This is a genomic window from Holdemania massiliensis AP2, from assembly GCF_000327285.1.
Lineage (GTDB): Bacteria > Bacillota_I > Bacilli_A > Erysipelotrichales > Erysipelotrichaceae > Holdemania > Holdemania massiliensis.
Genome location: NZ_HE998568.1, coordinates 837610 through 854308 on the forward strand (window position 1 = coordinate 837610; position 16699 = coordinate 854308).

Genomic DNA, 16699 nt, shown 5'->3' on the forward strand with positions numbered 1-16699 from the left:
ATGGTAAAATCATCGAACTTTTCTATAATGAAGACAGGAGGAACTGTACAATGAACTATTATACATCTCAACGTTTAAGCCCGTCGATCACCCGCATTACCGACTTCACCGGCGTCTGCTGCTACTTGGTGGAAGGAGAGGAAAAAGCCTGCCTGCTGGATACCTGCAACGGCTTCGGCAACATCCGCGAATATGCGGAAACCCTGACGGACAAACCGTTGTTTGTCATTCTGACGCATGGTCATATCGATCATGCGCCGGGAGCCTGCTGGTTTGATGAAGTCTACCTGAATCATGCGGACCTGAAGCTTGTTCATCAACACGCCTCACGCAGTTACCGGCTTGAACGGTTTTCTGCTGATCCGCAGAACCAAACGATTCCGCAGGCCGATTACTGCCCGGACTTTACTGGCAAATATCGGGATATCCAGGATGGACAAGACTTTGATCTGGGCGGCGTAAGCATCCAGATGATCGCTTGTCCGGGACATACTCAGGGCATGATGATGCCGTTAGTCCGCGAGGAACGCACGATTATTTTCGGAGATGGCTGCGGCGTCGGGGTCTTGTTGTTCGGTGAAAACTCATCCACGGTTTCCGCATACAAAAAAAGTTTGGAAAAAATTCAGAGGATTGAGGATCAATATGATTTGATTCTGCGCAACCACGGAACCTTCACCTCACCGAAAGAACTGTTAGGCAATGTGATCGAATGCTGCAACGCTATTCTTGAAGGCCGGGCCAGCGGCCAGAGGATTATCACCCATGGCATCGAATTCTTCATTGCCCAAGCCGTCGACGAACAAGAAAACCGCCTGGACGGAAAAACCGGAAATATCAAGTATACCGCAGATAAAGCTTGTTAAGAAAAACCGAAGATGAAAAAGCCGCAGATCCTAGGATGGACATGCGGCTTTTTCTTGATTGTCATAAGTTGATTTATTCCAAGGTTTGCGCTTCGTCACTCACTCCCAGTTTGAGGAAATCTTTCAGGGAAGAGCTGCGCAGAAACGGCAGATAGAGCAGGAAGCAGAGTCCTTCACCGATCAGGGCGAGAATCGCCAGCGGAACAAACTCTCCGAAAAATCCAAACGCCAACGTGGAGATCAGTCGGCCGGCTGTCAACAAAGCAGTCTGCAGCGACAGGAACCGTCCGCGCAGCGCTTCGTCACAGCCTAAGATCATCGCCGAGGAAACGATGATGTTGCCTACCGAATTCAGCAAATTTGTAAGCAGATAGGCAAGGCATAAGACAATCGGACTGCGGCTTAGCGCAATCACAATTCCCGCCAAACACCCCAGCGCCATCGGCATCAGGCTGCATAATTTATCCCGAACCGAAACCGGCAGAATTCCTGGAATCAGCGTTCCGGCCACCGCACCGATGCTGCCGCAGGTCAAATATAAGCTGTAAAATTCATCGGTCAGGCCCTTCTGCTGCAAAAAGGGCAGTAAGACCGAAGATAAGCCCGGAATCAGAATATTCCACAGAACGAGCAGAGCCAAGAGTGTCCGCAGGGAAGAATTGCCGAACGTCACCTGAAGTCCTGCTTTAAAGTCCGCGATGAAGGCGTGCGATTCGGGTGCCGGTAATTCCGTTTTGCGCAGCGTGATAAAGCATTCTGAAACTGCCGAAAGCAGATAGAGAATCCCGTTTACCATCAATAACCCAGCCGGACCAAAGCTCAGTGCCAGCAAACCGCTGATGCCCTTGCCGCTCAGATTGATCAGAAGAAACAAGCCGGTATTCCATGACTGTGCCTGCATGAATTCACTGCGGGAAACAACCAGCGCAAACGCCGCCGTAGCCGCCGGAGTGAACAAAGCGTTGCACAGCGCCATCAAAACAGCACACAGAATTAAAACCGGAACAGACAGCGATTGGCCCCAAACCCACAGCCCTGCGGCCAGCAAGGCTATCCCGCGTAGCGTATCCATCGAAACCATGATCGTTTTCTTGCTTTTTCGATCAATATAAGGACCTAACAGCGGCGTTACCAGAACGGAAACTGCCATCGAAATCGAGCTCATCAGACTCATCATCATCGTGGAGCCTGTTTCTTGATAAACCCAGATTCCGGCTGCAATGCTGAAAAGGACATCGCCGAAGCCTGAAAACAGGTTGCCCTGCAGCAGCAGTAAATAGCTGCGGTTGCGCAGCAGTGCCCCTTTCTTGGATTTTCTGGCTTCCTGAACTTCTAAGTTTTGTTTCGTTTCTTTCATTGAAATTATCACCCACACTGACTATACCAAAAGCGGATTAAAAAAATCCGCCGATTATTCATTGATCTGCAATTCGTGGATGATCCATGATTTTTTTGAATTTGTCACTTTAAGATTCATTTTGCTTTTCTAGCCCAAAGCCAGGTGACAGCTCAGATCATTGATCCTTATCGTATGAGATTGAGAACCTTCATTCTTTATTCAAAGTATCGGTTTCTATCCATTTCATCATCTGAGCGAAGGTTATTAATTGGACATTGCCCAACGTTTCTGCCATTTCCAAACAGCCTTGTGTAAAACCCGATTTGGAAAAGCAAAACAGAAAAACTTGGGTATAATTAAATAATTGGCTGCGTCTAATCAAAGTTTTCAAGACGTTTTGATCTATCTTCTCATTGGTCCACTTGCATTCCGCAAATAAGGCTGTATTTTTATCCTGGACACCCATAATGTCGATTTCAGTCTGTTTTTTCTCTTTCGGATCCGTTCCCCACCAGCGACCAAGTTCAGAGAAAAAGACCGGTGACTTTCCCATTAAAAGTAGTTTCCAAAGCATTTGAATACAGATCTCCTCAAAGACTTTTCCCATATATTCAGATAAATAAGGCTCAATGCGTTGATAAGCCAGCTCCTTTGCACCCCGGGCAATAATCGAACTGTTTTCAGGAATAAACCGATACCAAAACCGAAACAGGTTATCGCTGATAGAATAGAGAGCCTTTCTGGAAGCTTGATCACCATAAGGAAATTCTTTTTGGATTAATCCCAAATCCAACAGATTTTTTAAATAAACTGAGCAAACATTTGTACTCTCTCCTACTTTTGATGAAATCTCCGATAAACGGGCAGCTCCGCCGGCGATCGCGGAAATAATGGCATTGTACAGTGCCGGTTCACGTACTTCCTGTTTTAATAAATTCTCGGGTTCTTCAAACAATGCGGAAGCAGGATCTAAGAAAGTATTTTTAATGTTTTCTTCAACACTTATACGATCGTCCATCTGCATCAGATATTGCGGAGTACCTCCGACAAGACCATAAATCATTGCCTTTTCTTCTGATGAAAAACGGGGAAAATATCGGCATACTTCTTCAAAATCAAAGGGAAGAATCTTCATCTGTGCTGTCCTTCTGCCATATAAGGGAGCTTTGTAAGCAAGCACATGATCTTCCATATAAGACATCGAGGATCCGCATAAGATAAGCATTAGTTTAGAATTTTCTTTATACTTATCGATCAGCAGCTGAAGGGTCGAAGCTAAACTGGAAGAAGCGCGGGCAACATACGGATATTCGTCAATCGCCAGGATCAGACGTTGTTTTTCAGCGAGTTGAAACACTGATTCTAAAGCAGACTGAAAGGATAGAAAACTGGATTTAGTTTCCTGTCCCATTCCAAATTCCATAATACTATAGCTAAGATTTTCCAGATTTTGCTTAGCATTACTTTCTACACCCATAAAATAGATGGCTTTTTTATCTTGGATAAACTGATTGATCAGCGCCGTTTTTCCAACTCGTCTGCGGCCATAGATAACGACAAATTCAAATTGATCAGATTGATAAAGCTGTTTCAGCTTCGCTAACTCACGTTCTCTTCCGATAAACACTTGAACACCGCCCTTCCCGATGAATCATACTATAAAGCAGCGAGTTTATTTAGTCAAGTACGATTTGGTAAATCATGATTTGGCTAATTTTTATTTTGTTCTGCTTTCCTGACTGCGCGGGGCACGATTGCCCTTCACCGTGATCTCCATCGAACTCAGCTGATCAAACAAGTTCTGAACTTCATCCACAATCTGATTTTGAATGGTTTTGGAAAAGGGTTGAAGAAAGACGGAAATTGCTTTGTCATAATCATTTTTAGCCTGAGTATTCAGTTGCTTCCAATTTACGGCCTGAAACCAAGGCAGACATTCTGGATTGGACTTCAGCTTTCCCTGAATGATCATCACCGCCAGAATGGGATAACCCGGGTAATGCTGCCAGAGCGTGGCATTGTCATTGCTGGAATAGCCGTCCGGCAAGAATTTTACAGTGTAGTCCTTCGTATGATCGGAGGAAGTCACGATCGCATGATCAGCATGCATTTCCACGCGCTGGTCGGCAATCGCACTCAGCGCTTCATAAACTTTAGCGATTGGGGGTAATTTATTCATCATTTTCTCCTTTGCTTCCTTGATTGTTATTGCCAGTCTGCGCCGTTTTATCCCGACATGCCAAAACTGCGATTCAAAGCTGGCTTGCGTCTTTTCACAGCTAACTCAAAGTCTGCCAATCCCTTATAACTTCCAGTTTTCTGTACCAACGTTAAGAGCTCATCATGCAGGATAGGAATCAGCTCCTGCGGACGATAAACGGTATCTTCCATCTGCGGCAGGATTTCTTTGAGGATACGCTGCTGCAGCGAGATTAGTGCTTCTTTTTGATGCTTCGCCTGATAATAACGATAGATCGCCCCTGTTCCAGGACTTGTCCAAGCGTCCAGATAGGCCGCCGCGGAGCTTAGGACAACAGAAAAATCCAGCGGGCAACGATCGAGATGCGGCAGATAAAACAGAGCCAGATACGGAGCCTGAAGCAATGCTCGTTCAATTCGCTGGACGCCGCTTTGTTCCCCGCCCTCACACAGACACAGACCCAGTTCCATCCACCCCTGGCTTGTCAGGTCATTGGGCAGGGAGAGTAATGTCTGTTCAAAAGCCGGACTCTGGCGGAAAGCATCGTTTTGGTCTAACTGTTTCCAGATCCGAAAACGCAGAATTTCCGAGATCGCACGGACGGCATCCGGAAGCAAATAAGAACTCTTCAGCACGGCATTCAAACAATCCAAGGCTTCCGCTTTGCGGTTGAGCGCTGAAAGAAACGCCCCTTTGCGGTACAGCCAGATCCCGTCCTGCCGCTGGCACTGCTCTAAACGAACCAGCAGTGTTTCTGACAATTTCCAGTCTGACCACTGATTCAGATTGATCTGCCAGAAGACGCTGATCAGCATAGCATACAAATCCTCATCCAGCACCTGAGCCAGATCCAGCATCGCCGAAACCTGCTCCTTCAGCTTCGCATCCCCTTTGCGATACTCAATATACAGCCGCTTATCCGGCGGCACATCGGCAAACGCAAGATGTTCGACAATCAATCTCAGACAGGACTGTGTTTCTTTGAGGATCACCTGATCGGTAGGCGGCAAAGCTTCAATCTCTGCATACAAGGCGGCCAGCGCCGCCAAATCCATGGCATCATAGGCCTGCTTTAAGCGTTGAATTATAGCCTGATCCTCCAGGATCTGTTCCGGCTGTTTTAGCGGTGTTTCATCAAGTTTTCGTAAAAGCAGCTCCAGCCGATCTTCATCCTGGATCCCCTGTCCCTGTTCTAATTTATATAACGTCATTCGGGAACAAATGGCCTCGCCGGTCAGCGCATCCAGAATAAACTGATCCTGTGTCCAGCCTCCGCCCGGATCTTCCTTAAGCCGCCGGCGGCGATGAATGCCGATCAACAGACCCGCCTTCCGTTTAGCTTCTTCCTGCATGTCTTCCCCCCTGTTCCTCGATTTGCAAATGAGTTACGCTGCGTTATTCGCCCAGCGCTTCCAGTATTGATTCTTTAATAAACGTATAACGGCGGACGTAGTCGTTGCGGATCGTGATCAGCCGAAGCTGATGGGCATCGCAGATCTGACGTTTCTTCTGATCCCGGCTGCGAACTTTAGCATCGCTGAAATGCTCAGTTCCGCCAACCTCAACTGCCAGCAGCGGACGATGGCTTAAGTCATAGATCACGAAATCAAAGTGTGCCTGATTGCCATAGGTAAACAATTGTCGATCACTGGCATCAACGTTTAAAACATCGGTAATTTTGACCTTCTGTTCAACCAGAATCTGGCCGAAGACCGATTTGATGTGCAGCAGAGTCTTTAAAAATTCCTCTTCCGCCGCGGTATTGAAATATTTGAAGTTCTTTACCTTTGATTGAAATAGCTGACTTTCACGCGCGCTGATCTGTGTTTTTCCCTGCTTTCCAACATACTGCATCAGCTCCAGCAGATCATTGCTTTTGCCTTGGGAAAGCCGGGCGATCTGACTGCGGTCGGCAATCATCGTAAAGTGCTGCTTGGCCCGGGTCACCCCGACATTGATCAGCTCCTGATTGTTTTTTACCCAATCAAAGGTTCCCTGTGATGTGGATTCGGTCAGCGCGCAGCTCAGGATCACGGTATCCTTTTCATCTCCCTGGAAGGTGTGGATCGTTCCCACCTTCACATAATCCAGCTTCTGATCTGACAGAACCCGCTGGATCATCTGCGCCTGACGGCGAAACGGCGTGATCACCGCAATCTCCTTCTGCGGGTGCGATCGGATCTGCCTCACAACTTCCGCGACCTCTTCCATCGCTACATTTTTCTGAGTCTGCGGCGTTGACTGCACATCAACCAGCGTCAGCGCATCCTCTGAACCTGCCGGCCCGCTCAACACCAGTTCTCCACCGTAATACTTCTGATTGGAAAACGCGATGATCGGATCCGCACAGCGGTAGTGATGCTTCAGCAGAATGAATTTGGAGAGCGTATCGACCTTTAACATCGTACTGAGAATCGAATTCATCTTATAATCATAAGCCTGAGGGATATCGTAGTCCCAGACCAGACGGGTATTGCGGGAAGAAGGCAGCGTGATCACCGGCTGCAGCTGACTGGGATCGCCGACAAACAGCGCCCTCCAGCAGCGTGCCATCGGCAGCAGGGAGAGCGGATTGCTGCACTGTCCGGCTTCATCCATGATCATCAGATCAAAGATCGGTTCCGCTTTGGCCAGCTTGCTGCAGGAAACATTCGTCGAAATCAAGAACGGGAAACAATCCAGCAGCTGCTGCAAACCTTCCCGCTGCTGAATCAGCGCTCGAAATTCCAAGAACCGATCTTCCTGATTGTTCATCGATACAATTTCTTTAAGGCGTTCATTTTTACCCCACAGAAGATGCTGCAGTCTGACTTTGGATTTTAAATAGAGAAAACGCAGAACTTCCTGCGGGGATTGGGCAGCTTGGATCTCATCTTCACTCACGCCGGCGAGTGCCTGACGCTGCCGCTGCAGTTCAGCCAGCTGTGTTTCGATCGCCATGGCCGTCATCTGCGCGCTCGGTTCCTGCTTTCCGCTTAAGCGCAGCTCCTGCAGCACCCCTTCCAAAGATTCGATTTGTTCATTGAGTTCCAGGCGGGTTTCGATCTGTTCCAAAAGTTGATTTTTCTGCTTCCGGCTGCCGGAAAGCTTCTTTGTTAACGCTTTGAGTTCTTCCCGTTCTTCGCGGGTTGGAGGATGCGCACGGGCTTGATCGCAAAGCAATTTAATTTGAACGAACGCTTCTTCAATTCGCTGATTGGAGCCTAAGCGCAGAATCGGAAATGAAATCCGCTGATGTTCGCTTTCCAGTGAGCTCAGCTTGCGGTCAAGGTTGTCAATCGCTTCGTTGTTATTGGAAACGATCAAAGCCGTTTGATCATTGAGAAAACACGAAAGCAACACGTTGACAATCGTCGCGCTTTTGCCCGTGCCCGGCGGCCCCTGGACATAGACGACATCCTGATTCACCGCATTATAAATGGCGCGGTATTGATTGATATTGACCTGAGAACCCAGCGTCAGAATCGGCAGCTTCCGGCGTCGGCTGGCTTTTTCCGGCATACCAAAAAAAGCTTTTAACGGAGCACAGAGCGTCTGATTCTGCATCTGATTCTGAATTTCATTGTATTCTGTTTCAATGTTGAACTTCATCCGCCGTCTAAGTTCAAACAGATATGGGCGTTCATCGACGGTTTCTCCACGGCTGCAGTTAACAGCGATCTGTTCGCTCATGCTCTGCGGCTGACTCGGATAGCGGTCAATAAACTCAGCCGCTGAACAGTCCAGGTATCGTTGAAGCAGAAAGCGCGGCTGATCTTCCTCATCGCTGACCTTGATGTTGAAACCCAAATCGGGAGAAACGATCAGTTTGCGGTGGACAAGATCCAAAAGCAGATCCCGGTAAACAATCGGAATCATGCCGTCCCGGCGCTGCAGCGAAAGCACGTTGATCGCCAGCTTCAGCCAGGCCGGAGCCTGACGCCGGCGCTGTAAACGCAGCTCATTCTGCAGCCGGCGCACCATTTGATCAAACTGCCGCGGAGCTAACGGCATCGTATTTTTCCTCAGAATCTCCGGATCCAGTCCCTCCACCAAAGAATAGCTATGAACGGAAGTATCCTGATCTAAAAGGTAGCATTGGCGGTAATAGCCCAGCACCCGCTCATTAATCCCGGTATATTCCAAAAAATCATAATCATGATAACAGGTGCGGATTTTATCGATCAAGGCTTCCTGCAGCGGAAACGTTGTACTTTCAATGACCCGCGCCGACTGAATTTTATCAAAATAGACCGTGCCGTCCAGAACATCCATCGACTTCTCCGGATTGAACATTTTGACTTTCATTTTCCGGGTCTGCGGTTCAATATCTTCGATCGCGATCCAAAAAAATGTCCGCTTCTGATCGGTGGTGTTGTCATACTCAATCTGCAGCCATTTCCCGCTTTGTATCGATTTTGAACACTCCAGGGCCTTAGAATTCATCACCGTATACTCCTCAGCTTGATTATACCACAGCCATTTTCAAATGGAAAAGACTGACTTATTTCTGAGCCGATACAGAGGATTAACGCTTTCTTCTGCAGTATCCCGGCATACTTTCTGCGGCCTCTTTCCTTGTTGGATTCTATATTAAAAGCTCTCTTTTTATCTTGGTTATGCAGTTTCAGCACTTTAAATCACACAATGATAAACAATAACGTGATTTTCATCACACTTTTATATATTTTTCTGTGAAAAGGATCTGATTTCAATTCTAGAGTTTTTCTGTTTTCAACGTTCATTCTATTTCATCGTACTCCTCACAAAACTTTCCTAACCTATTCAACAGCTGTAAACTTCTCTTCCCGCTTCTGCTTTCCTGCCAGACAGGACTTACCCCTTCCGCTGCTTACGCTTCTGTTGAAGCAAGGCCGCTGTTTCCTGCTGCGGAAGAATCTTCTTCAGCACATAATGAGCCTTGATCGTATCATAGGTATCCGTGAAATAACGTTGTTGATCCCGGGTCTGAATCTCGATTCCCTTATTCAGCGTATTCCATTCCACGATCTCATCCAGTGCTACATCGCATAAAACTTCCCCCGCTTGATGATAGAAAAGCAGGCGGCCGGCGGAAATTTCAGCCTTGATTTCATCTCGGACCGCAAAGATGACGATCAGGGAAATCCCGCCGAAAACAGCCCCCAATCCCATCAATCCGGGACTGCCGGATCCCAGCATCATCACCGCGAAGATCAGAGAAAGGATTGAGGATATTTTGGGCTTTGCGCCGATTCTGACCTTTTTCTCATCGGCATGATCTGCTTCTTTCATTTTCATACTTATTCCTCCACTTTCAATATTTTCCGCAGCGTATTTAAGTTCGGTTCTCCGATCAGCAGGCTGCATTTATCCGGATCGATCAACATTTCCTGCAATCCCATTTCAACATTCTGCAGATCTAAATCACTTTTCATTTTTAATAAGATGATATTCTGAACAAACCGCTGATTCCAGGAGATTGCGTTTTTAAGAATCATGAAATAAATCTCATTCTTTTCAAATTCCGGTTCTACCAAGGCGATCAACGCAACCCGATAACCACACTCACAAGTCAGCCGTTTATCGTTATCCAGCAGAAGATTCACCTGTTCTTTTTGATCCTGCGTCTTCGGAAGCAGCTTCTTCGCAATGAATCGGAAGACTTCAAGCTTGGATTTTAAATTTAAATTCGTCAGAAAACAGTCGGCGCTGAGCTGATGATAAAACCAATAAGCATCGCAAATCTGACAGATCCGATAGCGGGTCTGCCGGCTGATTGTGTTGACCGTACTGTACGATCGGTAATAAGCAAATTTTTCATCCTGGCTGGCCAGCTTGCGGTCATTGACCAAGATGACGTCATAATCCGCATAGACCTGTTCAATCTCATACAGCTCACAGATTCCGATCCGCTGAATGGTGTTGTGGAAATGATGCTGCAGCTGAGCCGCGTAGCGTTTTGCCTCACACACTCCGTACTTGCTGGTCACAAGAATACTCTGCCGCTTCCGTTCCTTACTGGCTTCCAACCCTTCCGCCATGCACACGGTCAGAAAAACCATTTCTTTGTCTGAGATTTTAGCCTGAATCTTGGTTTCCAGCAAGCGCGCAATCTTACGGCTGTATTCGGACGCCGTGATCAGCTTGCGCTTCACCCGCGTCACGCCCATCGTCTGCCGGCTGATGTCAAAATGATTGCGCACACGGAAACCCCAGAAAAACAAAGACAGGTTTTCCATCAGGGAATCCGCCATCTCAGGATGACTCCCGGCAAAGAAATCCTTCATTATTTCCGCAGTGACAAATTTGCACAGCGCATACGATTCATTATCCATTTCCTGAATCATCAAATTCCGGCGGTTGCCGAAAGAAATTAGGATCATCGCCAGAAAATAAATATCCTCCCGCAGAAATTCATAATGATATCGGCGATCCAGCAGTTTTACGATGGCTTCAGCCGTATCAAATTCAACATCATACGCCTCCAGCATCCGCTTCTCATCCTCAGTGAATTTCACAGTCTTTTTAAATTGATTGCGCCGGTAGGCAATCCACAGCGACTTGGACAGATACTGAAACAACAGCGACGGAACGCTCAGCGTTGAAGTCTTTTTAAATATCGTCTGCAGGACTGAATACACATTCCCCTCAAATTCAGGATTGGCAATCTCACGGTAAATATGATCAGGAATGCCTTTATATTCAGGATTGACATAAATGGTTTTCAAGGCTGCGATCCGGATTGAAATCTCATTGCCGTTGACCCTCAGCTTTCCGTTGGCAACCTTCATCGTATAATGACTTTTTACCGAAGTGCTGTTGGATTTCTTGATCAGTGCGCGGATCGTGGATTCGCTGAAATACAGCATTTGTGACAGCCGGTATAGCGTGACGTCCTTCATCAGCATCGCCAGAAGCCGGATTTCCCGCTCTCGGAAATTGATCAGCTCCCGTTCCATCGTGTTGACATCATAATCCAGATCCTTCATAAACTGCTTAAACTGCCGGGGATCCTTGATCAGAACTTTATAACCTTTGGTATGACAGCTGACCAGCTTGAAGGCATCATCCAGTTCTTCAGAATACAATACCTGATTGATGCGTTTGATATCATCGCGGATCGTCCGCTCGCTCACCCCGGTTACGGCAGCCAGCTGTTTTCCCAAAATATAAGTCTCGCTGATTGACAAATAGTGCAGGATATTCTTCTCACGGGAAGTAAAATTGTAGACCATAAGCTCCCTCCTGTTCTAACAAAGAATCCCCATCAAAGGCAGAACGCTTTCAACGGGGATTCTTTCATGGTTTAATTATCAAACAAATTCTGAATGATCAGAGCGACGTATTCTTCCGCCTTGCCCTTAGGCATCTGAGTGGAAATCCCGTCATGACCGCCGCCGAATTCGCTGGCTTCCACAACATATCCGTTCTGACCGTTGGCATAACCCCAGACGAAGCAGGCCTTGGCCTGAGAGCTTTTCTTGATCTGACGGCCAAACGCGGAAACCAGCTCGCAAGGCAAAACGACAATTTCCAGATCCTGCATGCGGATAATCGTTGTTTCCAGCTCCAGTTTCACATGCCCGGCTTTGATCTTGCGCTCAAAACCATTGATTTCAGAAATCAGCCACTTGCGTTCATCGTAAGCTTCAGCCTGTTTTAGTTTTGCCTTTGACTGTGCCAGCCGCTCTTTCAGCACCGCGATGTCCGGATCATATTCGACCTTGTAAACAAAACTCCGGACCTCCGGCTTGGCCAATTCCAGATCGCATGTCTGAGTGAACTGAGATATCTGCTCAGCAATACCGCGGCTGACACGCTTCAGCTCCGCAAAATCATTGTTCTGCCGATACAGGCGGTTGGACATATCCCCGGCGTTGCCGTTGCAGACAAGCGGCGTCACATTCAGATACGGGATCAGCTCGCGCCGCACCGCGGCTAATAAATCCCCTGAAATCTGATATTCTTCCGGCGATAATACAGTGGAATGGCAGGACATATTGACTAAAGCGGATATCGTCTTCTCCGCCGCATCTTTGAATTCGATGACCACGATCTGGGTATCGCCGTATTTATCCCGGGCATTGCGGTTGCCGTAAAAACCCTGCGATTCTCCTGTCGTGTACTGCACGCGGGCGACTTCATGGAACTCTTTGTTCAAGGTTTCTTCAGCACCGTGGATCAATTTTTCAAGAACTTCTTTCCGCCAGCCATCATCATGCGGCATTTCCGGATTCCGTGTCAAAAGCAGCGGAGCGGAATGACTGTGATCAGCACTCAGAATGATATGATCATACGGGATATGATCGTATTCCACAAGATGATATTTAAACAAACGGACGAAATTGCTGTCAAAATTGGAAATGTCGGCTTCAATCCAGAGAAATCGTTTTCCATCGACCTCCAATCCCAAACACGTTGCTTCAATTTCATCATGAACTCCTTTGAACTTCTCCGTCCGCATGGCATGTCCGGCTATATAGGTCGGATGATCCGGCGTAATATTCACGGTTGTGGTTGTCGTTACTTTTACCATAAAGTCCTCCTATTCATCGCCATCCAGATTTTCAATGGCATATTGACGCATATAAACAATCGAGTCACGGCAGGCATTCACTTTTTCAGCGATTGTTTCCGGATTGATCGATTCCGGATTCATTGTGACCAGCTCCAGCAGCAGGGGCAGATTCAGCCCTGTGATCAGATGAACCTGCGGTTTGTCGTTCAGCTTCATCATCAGCTGCTGATTCACGCTTCCCCACAGGATATCGGTCAAGACAATCGCGGTATCGGTTTCCTGAAGCCTGCGGATGAAATCCTCCAATTCCGCTTCCGGATTGCGCTCAGGGTCTTCCGTATAAAATGGAATCGCCTGAATGTGATGAGTTTCCTGGGTAAAAAGCTGGAGCGTTTCCAACATACCCAGGCACAGATTGCCATGACTGGCTAATAAGATTTTAAGCATTCCTTTCTCCCTCTTTGTTGGTCAATGCGGCTAAGACATCGCGGCAGCTGGCAGCCGTATAAGTCGCGGCCTGCTGCAGAAGCGGATGATGGGAACCGACATAGTAGCTGGGATGAAACCGCTGCAGCATTTCCAGATCGTTTTCATCATCTCCCACGGCGGCAACCTGATCCGCCCTTACTTGAAAGCGGGCGGCAAGCTTCAGCGTTTCCGTTGCTTTAGAGCGGCCGGCATGCAGGACTTCCATCTGCCGGTTTCCGGTTCTGACCAACCGATAATCATGAAACTGTTTTGGAAAAGCCGTCTGGATTGCGGAGGCCTGCGCGGAATCAGCATAGTGCAGACAAATCCGGCTTACCCTCATCGCCGGCACGGAAGACTCCTCAGAAAGCAGAAATTCGGTTACACCGTTGAGATCACAGATGCGTTCTGTCTGAGCCAGCCGGGCTTTCAGTTCAGCCTGATGCTTCCGGCTGCCGCAGCAGGCAATCCCTTCCCTTGTATAGGCCGTGACGTCCAGCTGGGGCAGCTGCCCGGCATAGGCTGCAATCTGCCGAACAACGGCGGGGTCAAAGATAAAAGCCTGCAGCTGATTGGCAATCAGCGTGACATTGCCGGAATAGCCGACAATCGCATCGAAGGTAAATCGATGGATACGTTTAAGAATATAGGAAGGATGCCGGCCGGTCGCAACCGTGATGTAAACACCCTGCTGCCGCAGCTTCTGCAGCAGCGCCACAATGTCCGTTTCCAGATCAAGGTTGGGAATATCTTTGGGGACTAACGTACCATCGAAATCGAAAGCGGCCAGCCGGATTTTTGACATTGACGTCCTCATTCGCTCAAATGGAACTAAGTTCCGTCCTTTTAAGCCAGGATGCCGAAGTAAGACAGAAGAATCGTAGCCACGATCATAATCCAGACCATCTTGACCGTATTCATGCCTTTGACCTTCGTCAGCCCAAAATAGGTGACAGCCGTGACGATACATGGAAGCAGAGCCGGCAGGATTCCATCCAGAATGGATTGAATGGTCTGTGAAGCATCGCCGATGGTGATTGCCACCGGTGTTGTTACCTTAACTAAGGATGGAATCAGCGCACCGATGACAATAACGCCCAAGACCGAAACCGCATCGCGGATATTGTTCAGCTGATCCTTGCGCGAAGTGATCAGCTCCGCTCCGCCGTAATACCCGATTTCAATCAGTTTCTGACGAACCCAGGTGATCAGCGGCGTAAAAATCGCAATCATGATAATACAGGTAATCCAGTTGCCTTCAATCGCGGCATAGGCCGTCATGGCGCCCATAACCACTTTCGGAATCGTGTTGAACAGAGCATCGCCGATCCCCGAAAACGGGCCCATCAAGGATGTCTTTAATGAGGCTGCCAACTGCAGCGAGGATGGATCTCGATCTTGTTCAATCGCCAAAGCGGCTGCGGTAATCGCGGCGCCGAAATAAGTCTGACAGTTGAAGAATTTCAGGTTGTTCTGAAACTTTTTCTGCATTAAGTCAGGATCATCCGCAAACCATTTTTCAAAGAAAGGCCCCATGGAATAGACGCAGGCAATTCCCTGCATCGCTTCGTAGCTCTGACTGGCCTGAGCGGTAATCGCATAGCGCAGCGAGAATTTCCGCAGTTCTTTTTTTGTCAATTTCTGATTATTTTCACTCATCACCAATTCCTCCTGCATCCACATTCAAATACGCATTGGCCTGCGCCTTGGATTCTTTTTCCATTCGCTTAAACAAGACGACCGCGATCACGGCGCCTACCAAGGTAATCGCCAGGATGGACTGCCCGAAGAAGACATAGAGAACAAACCCAAGAATCAGATAATGGAAGTTTTCCTTCACCGGCATGTACAGCATTAACAGCGCCATGCCCAAAGCCGGAAGAACCCCGGATACCGTTCCCAACGCCGTCGTCAGCCAGGCCGGCATATAGTTGATAATCAGCTGAACAATCGGTTCGCCGAACAGTAAGAAGATGATGACCGGCAAGGTCTGACCTAACGCGGCGCGGCCGAAACCGTATTCGCCAATCAGGATATCGCGGTATAATTTCTTGTATTCCCGTTTCTCGACATGTTTTTCCGCACGGTGATACCAATAGGAATTAACCGTCTTGGCAATGACGTCCAGCTGGATGCCCAGCGTGGCGACCGGAACACCGACGGCCATCGCCAGCTCCAGCGGAGCGTCGGTACCGGAGGCAATCGCAAACGGTACGGAAATCCACAAAGCGGTATTGAAGTTAGGGATGGAGGCTCCGCCGTAAGCAGCGAGTCCCATTGCCATCAGCTGGAAGGTACCGCCGATCAGCAGGCCGGTTTTCACGTCCCCCATAATCGCGCCGGCAATCAAGCCGCGGAATACCTGCTGACCGCCGAACTTTGCGACCAACTGAACATTTTGACCTAAAGTTCCGATGATATGACAGGCTAAAATCAGTAAAATGATCTGTATCGGGTTAAACATTCAATTCTCTCCTCTCTCCATTATTTCCGCTTTTCCATCATCACCTGATAGAAATTGGAAATCGAATCATCCGTCGGCTGCAGTTTAGCCTCCAGCTCTACCCCTTTTTCATGCAGCTGCTTTAAAACTTCGGCTTCCTCGTCGTTGACCGTGATGTAGCGGCTGATCGCCACCGAATCTGCAGTCTTGTCAATGTTTCCAAGATTCCCCATGGTTAACAGCGGCACAGCAATTCCGTTTTCCACCAGTTTAAGGAAAGTTTTGGGGCTTTTGGCCACGATCATGACGGATTGATTTTGATAACGGTCGGCTTTGAGGTTTTCAATGGCTTTTTCGTGCGTTAAAACAGACAGGAAGACGCCGTTGGGCGTCGCCATGCGCAAGGCATTTTTCAGCATTGGATTATTGGCGCTTTCGTCGTCGATGCAAATCACCCGTTCAATGTGAAGCTTCGGCACCCACATTGTAGCGACACAGCCATGCACTAGGCGGTCGTCCACACGATAGTTCAGAATATTCATCAAAATTCTCCTTTCTGTGCCTATTCTAGCATCCAGACAGAAACAGAAATCATTCCTTAATTCCGCTTTAAGCGGAAATTCTTTGAACAGATCGTTGACTATAATGAACGAAACATCGTAGATACTCTCTATCCAAGCTGAATTTCAGAGTCTAAAAAAACAAAAAAGAGATCCGGGAAGACCTCCTGAAATCTTTGCTTTAAGCAAAGCAGCGAAGCATTGGCCGCTATTTTAACAGCCAATCCTCCACCGCGGCTGAGCATAAAAAATGAAAGCTGATAAAAACAAACAGAAAAGCAGGCCTCACTTTGAAGTCTGCTTTTCTGGTATTTGTGTTTCAGCGTTAGAAAATCCTGAATCAC

The 16699-nt window shown here is 47.9% G+C and carries 15 protein-coding genes; 1 reads left to right on the top strand and 14 read right to left on the bottom strand.

Annotated features, from left to right (window positions below):
- The first annotated feature begins 50 nt into the window (after window positions 1–50).
- The gene (locus tag BN162_RS11725; protein WP_020225303.1) at window positions 51–866 is read left to right on the top strand and encodes an MBL fold metallo-hydrolase; all 816 of its coding nucleotides are present in this window, start codon (window positions 51–53) and stop codon (window positions 864–866) included.
- Between the two features lie 73 nt (window positions 867–939).
- On the opposite strand, the gene BN162_RS11730 is transcribed toward BN162_RS11725, so the two are convergent.
- From BN162_RS11730 to BN162_RS11795, 14 genes are all read right to left on the bottom strand, one after another.
- Window positions 940–2223, bottom strand: a complete 1284-nt coding sequence (locus BN162_RS11730) for an MFS transporter (RefSeq protein ID WP_020225304.1) — start codon at window positions 2221–2223, stop codon at window positions 940–942.
- A 190-nt stretch (window positions 2224–2413) separates the two neighbouring features.
- Window positions 2414–3832, bottom strand: coding sequence for an ATP-binding protein (locus tag BN162_RS11735; protein WP_020225305.1), 1419 nt, complete (start codon window positions 3830–3832; stop codon window positions 2414–2416).
- A 90-nt stretch (window positions 3833–3922) separates the two neighbouring features.
- Window positions 3923–4384: a hypothetical protein gene (locus BN162_RS11740; protein WP_020225306.1), complete on the bottom strand. Its 462-nt coding sequence runs from the start codon at window positions 4382–4384 to the stop codon at window positions 3923–3925.
- 47 nt (window positions 4385–4431) lie between these two features.
- The gene (locus tag BN162_RS11745) at window positions 4432–5757 is read right to left on the bottom strand and encodes a hypothetical protein (RefSeq protein WP_020225307.1); all 1326 of its coding nucleotides are present in this window, start codon (window positions 5755–5757) and stop codon (window positions 4432–4434) included.
- A 43-nt stretch (window positions 5758–5800) separates the two neighbouring features.
- Complete coding sequence (locus BN162_RS11750; RefSeq protein ID WP_020225308.1) at window positions 5801–8830, bottom strand: AAA domain-containing protein; 3030 nt, start codon at window positions 8828–8830, stop codon at window positions 5801–5803.
- Between the two features lie 390 nt (window positions 8831–9220).
- Window positions 9221–9664 carry a hypothetical protein gene (locus BN162_RS11755; protein WP_020225309.1) on the bottom strand — a complete coding sequence of 148 codons (444 nt, stop codon included), beginning with the start codon at window positions 9662–9664 and terminating at the stop codon, window positions 9221–9223.
- Window positions 9665–9666: 2 nt separating this feature from the next.
- Window positions 9667–11601: a BglG family transcription antiterminator gene (locus BN162_RS11760; protein ID WP_020225310.1), complete on the bottom strand. Its 1935-nt coding sequence runs from the start codon at window positions 11599–11601 to the stop codon at window positions 9667–9669.
- Between the two features lie 71 nt (window positions 11602–11672).
- Entirely contained in the window at window positions 11673–12902 is a 1230-nt protein-coding gene (locus tag BN162_RS11765) for a hypothetical protein (RefSeq protein ID WP_020225311.1), read from the bottom strand.
- A gap of 9 nt (window positions 12903–12911) precedes the next feature.
- Window positions 12912–13331 carry a PTS sugar transporter subunit IIA gene (locus tag BN162_RS11770; RefSeq protein ID WP_020225312.1) on the bottom strand — a complete coding sequence of 140 codons (420 nt, stop codon included), beginning with the start codon at window positions 13329–13331 and terminating at the stop codon, window positions 12912–12914.
- Entirely contained in the window at window positions 13324–14157 is an 834-nt protein-coding gene (locus tag BN162_RS11775; protein ID WP_020225313.1) for an HAD-IIB family hydrolase, read from the bottom strand. Before BN162_RS11775 ends, BN162_RS11770 begins: the two co-directional genes overlap by 8 nt.
- Before the next feature lie 41 nt (window positions 14158–14198).
- On the bottom strand, window positions 14199–15011 hold the full coding sequence (locus tag BN162_RS11780) for a PTS system mannose/fructose/sorbose family transporter subunit IID (protein ID WP_020225314.1): 813 nt from the start codon (window positions 15009–15011) through the stop codon (window positions 14199–14201).
- Window positions 15004–15816 (bottom strand): PTS mannose/fructose/sorbose/N-acetylgalactosamine transporter subunit IIC, encoded by an 813-nt coding sequence (locus BN162_RS11785; protein ID WP_020225315.1) that lies wholly within the window; start codon window positions 15814–15816, stop codon window positions 15004–15006. The genes BN162_RS11780 and BN162_RS11785 overlap by 8 nt, the downstream gene beginning before the upstream one ends.
- Before the next feature lie 20 nt (window positions 15817–15836).
- Complete coding sequence (locus BN162_RS11790; protein WP_020225316.1) at window positions 15837–16337, bottom strand: PTS sugar transporter subunit IIB; 501 nt, start codon at window positions 16335–16337, stop codon at window positions 15837–15839.
- 128 nt (window positions 16338–16465) lie between these two features.
- Window positions 16466–16699 carry a hypothetical protein gene (locus BN162_RS11795; RefSeq protein WP_020225317.1) on the bottom strand — a complete coding sequence of 78 codons (234 nt, stop codon included), beginning with the start codon at window positions 16697–16699 and terminating at the stop codon, window positions 16466–16468.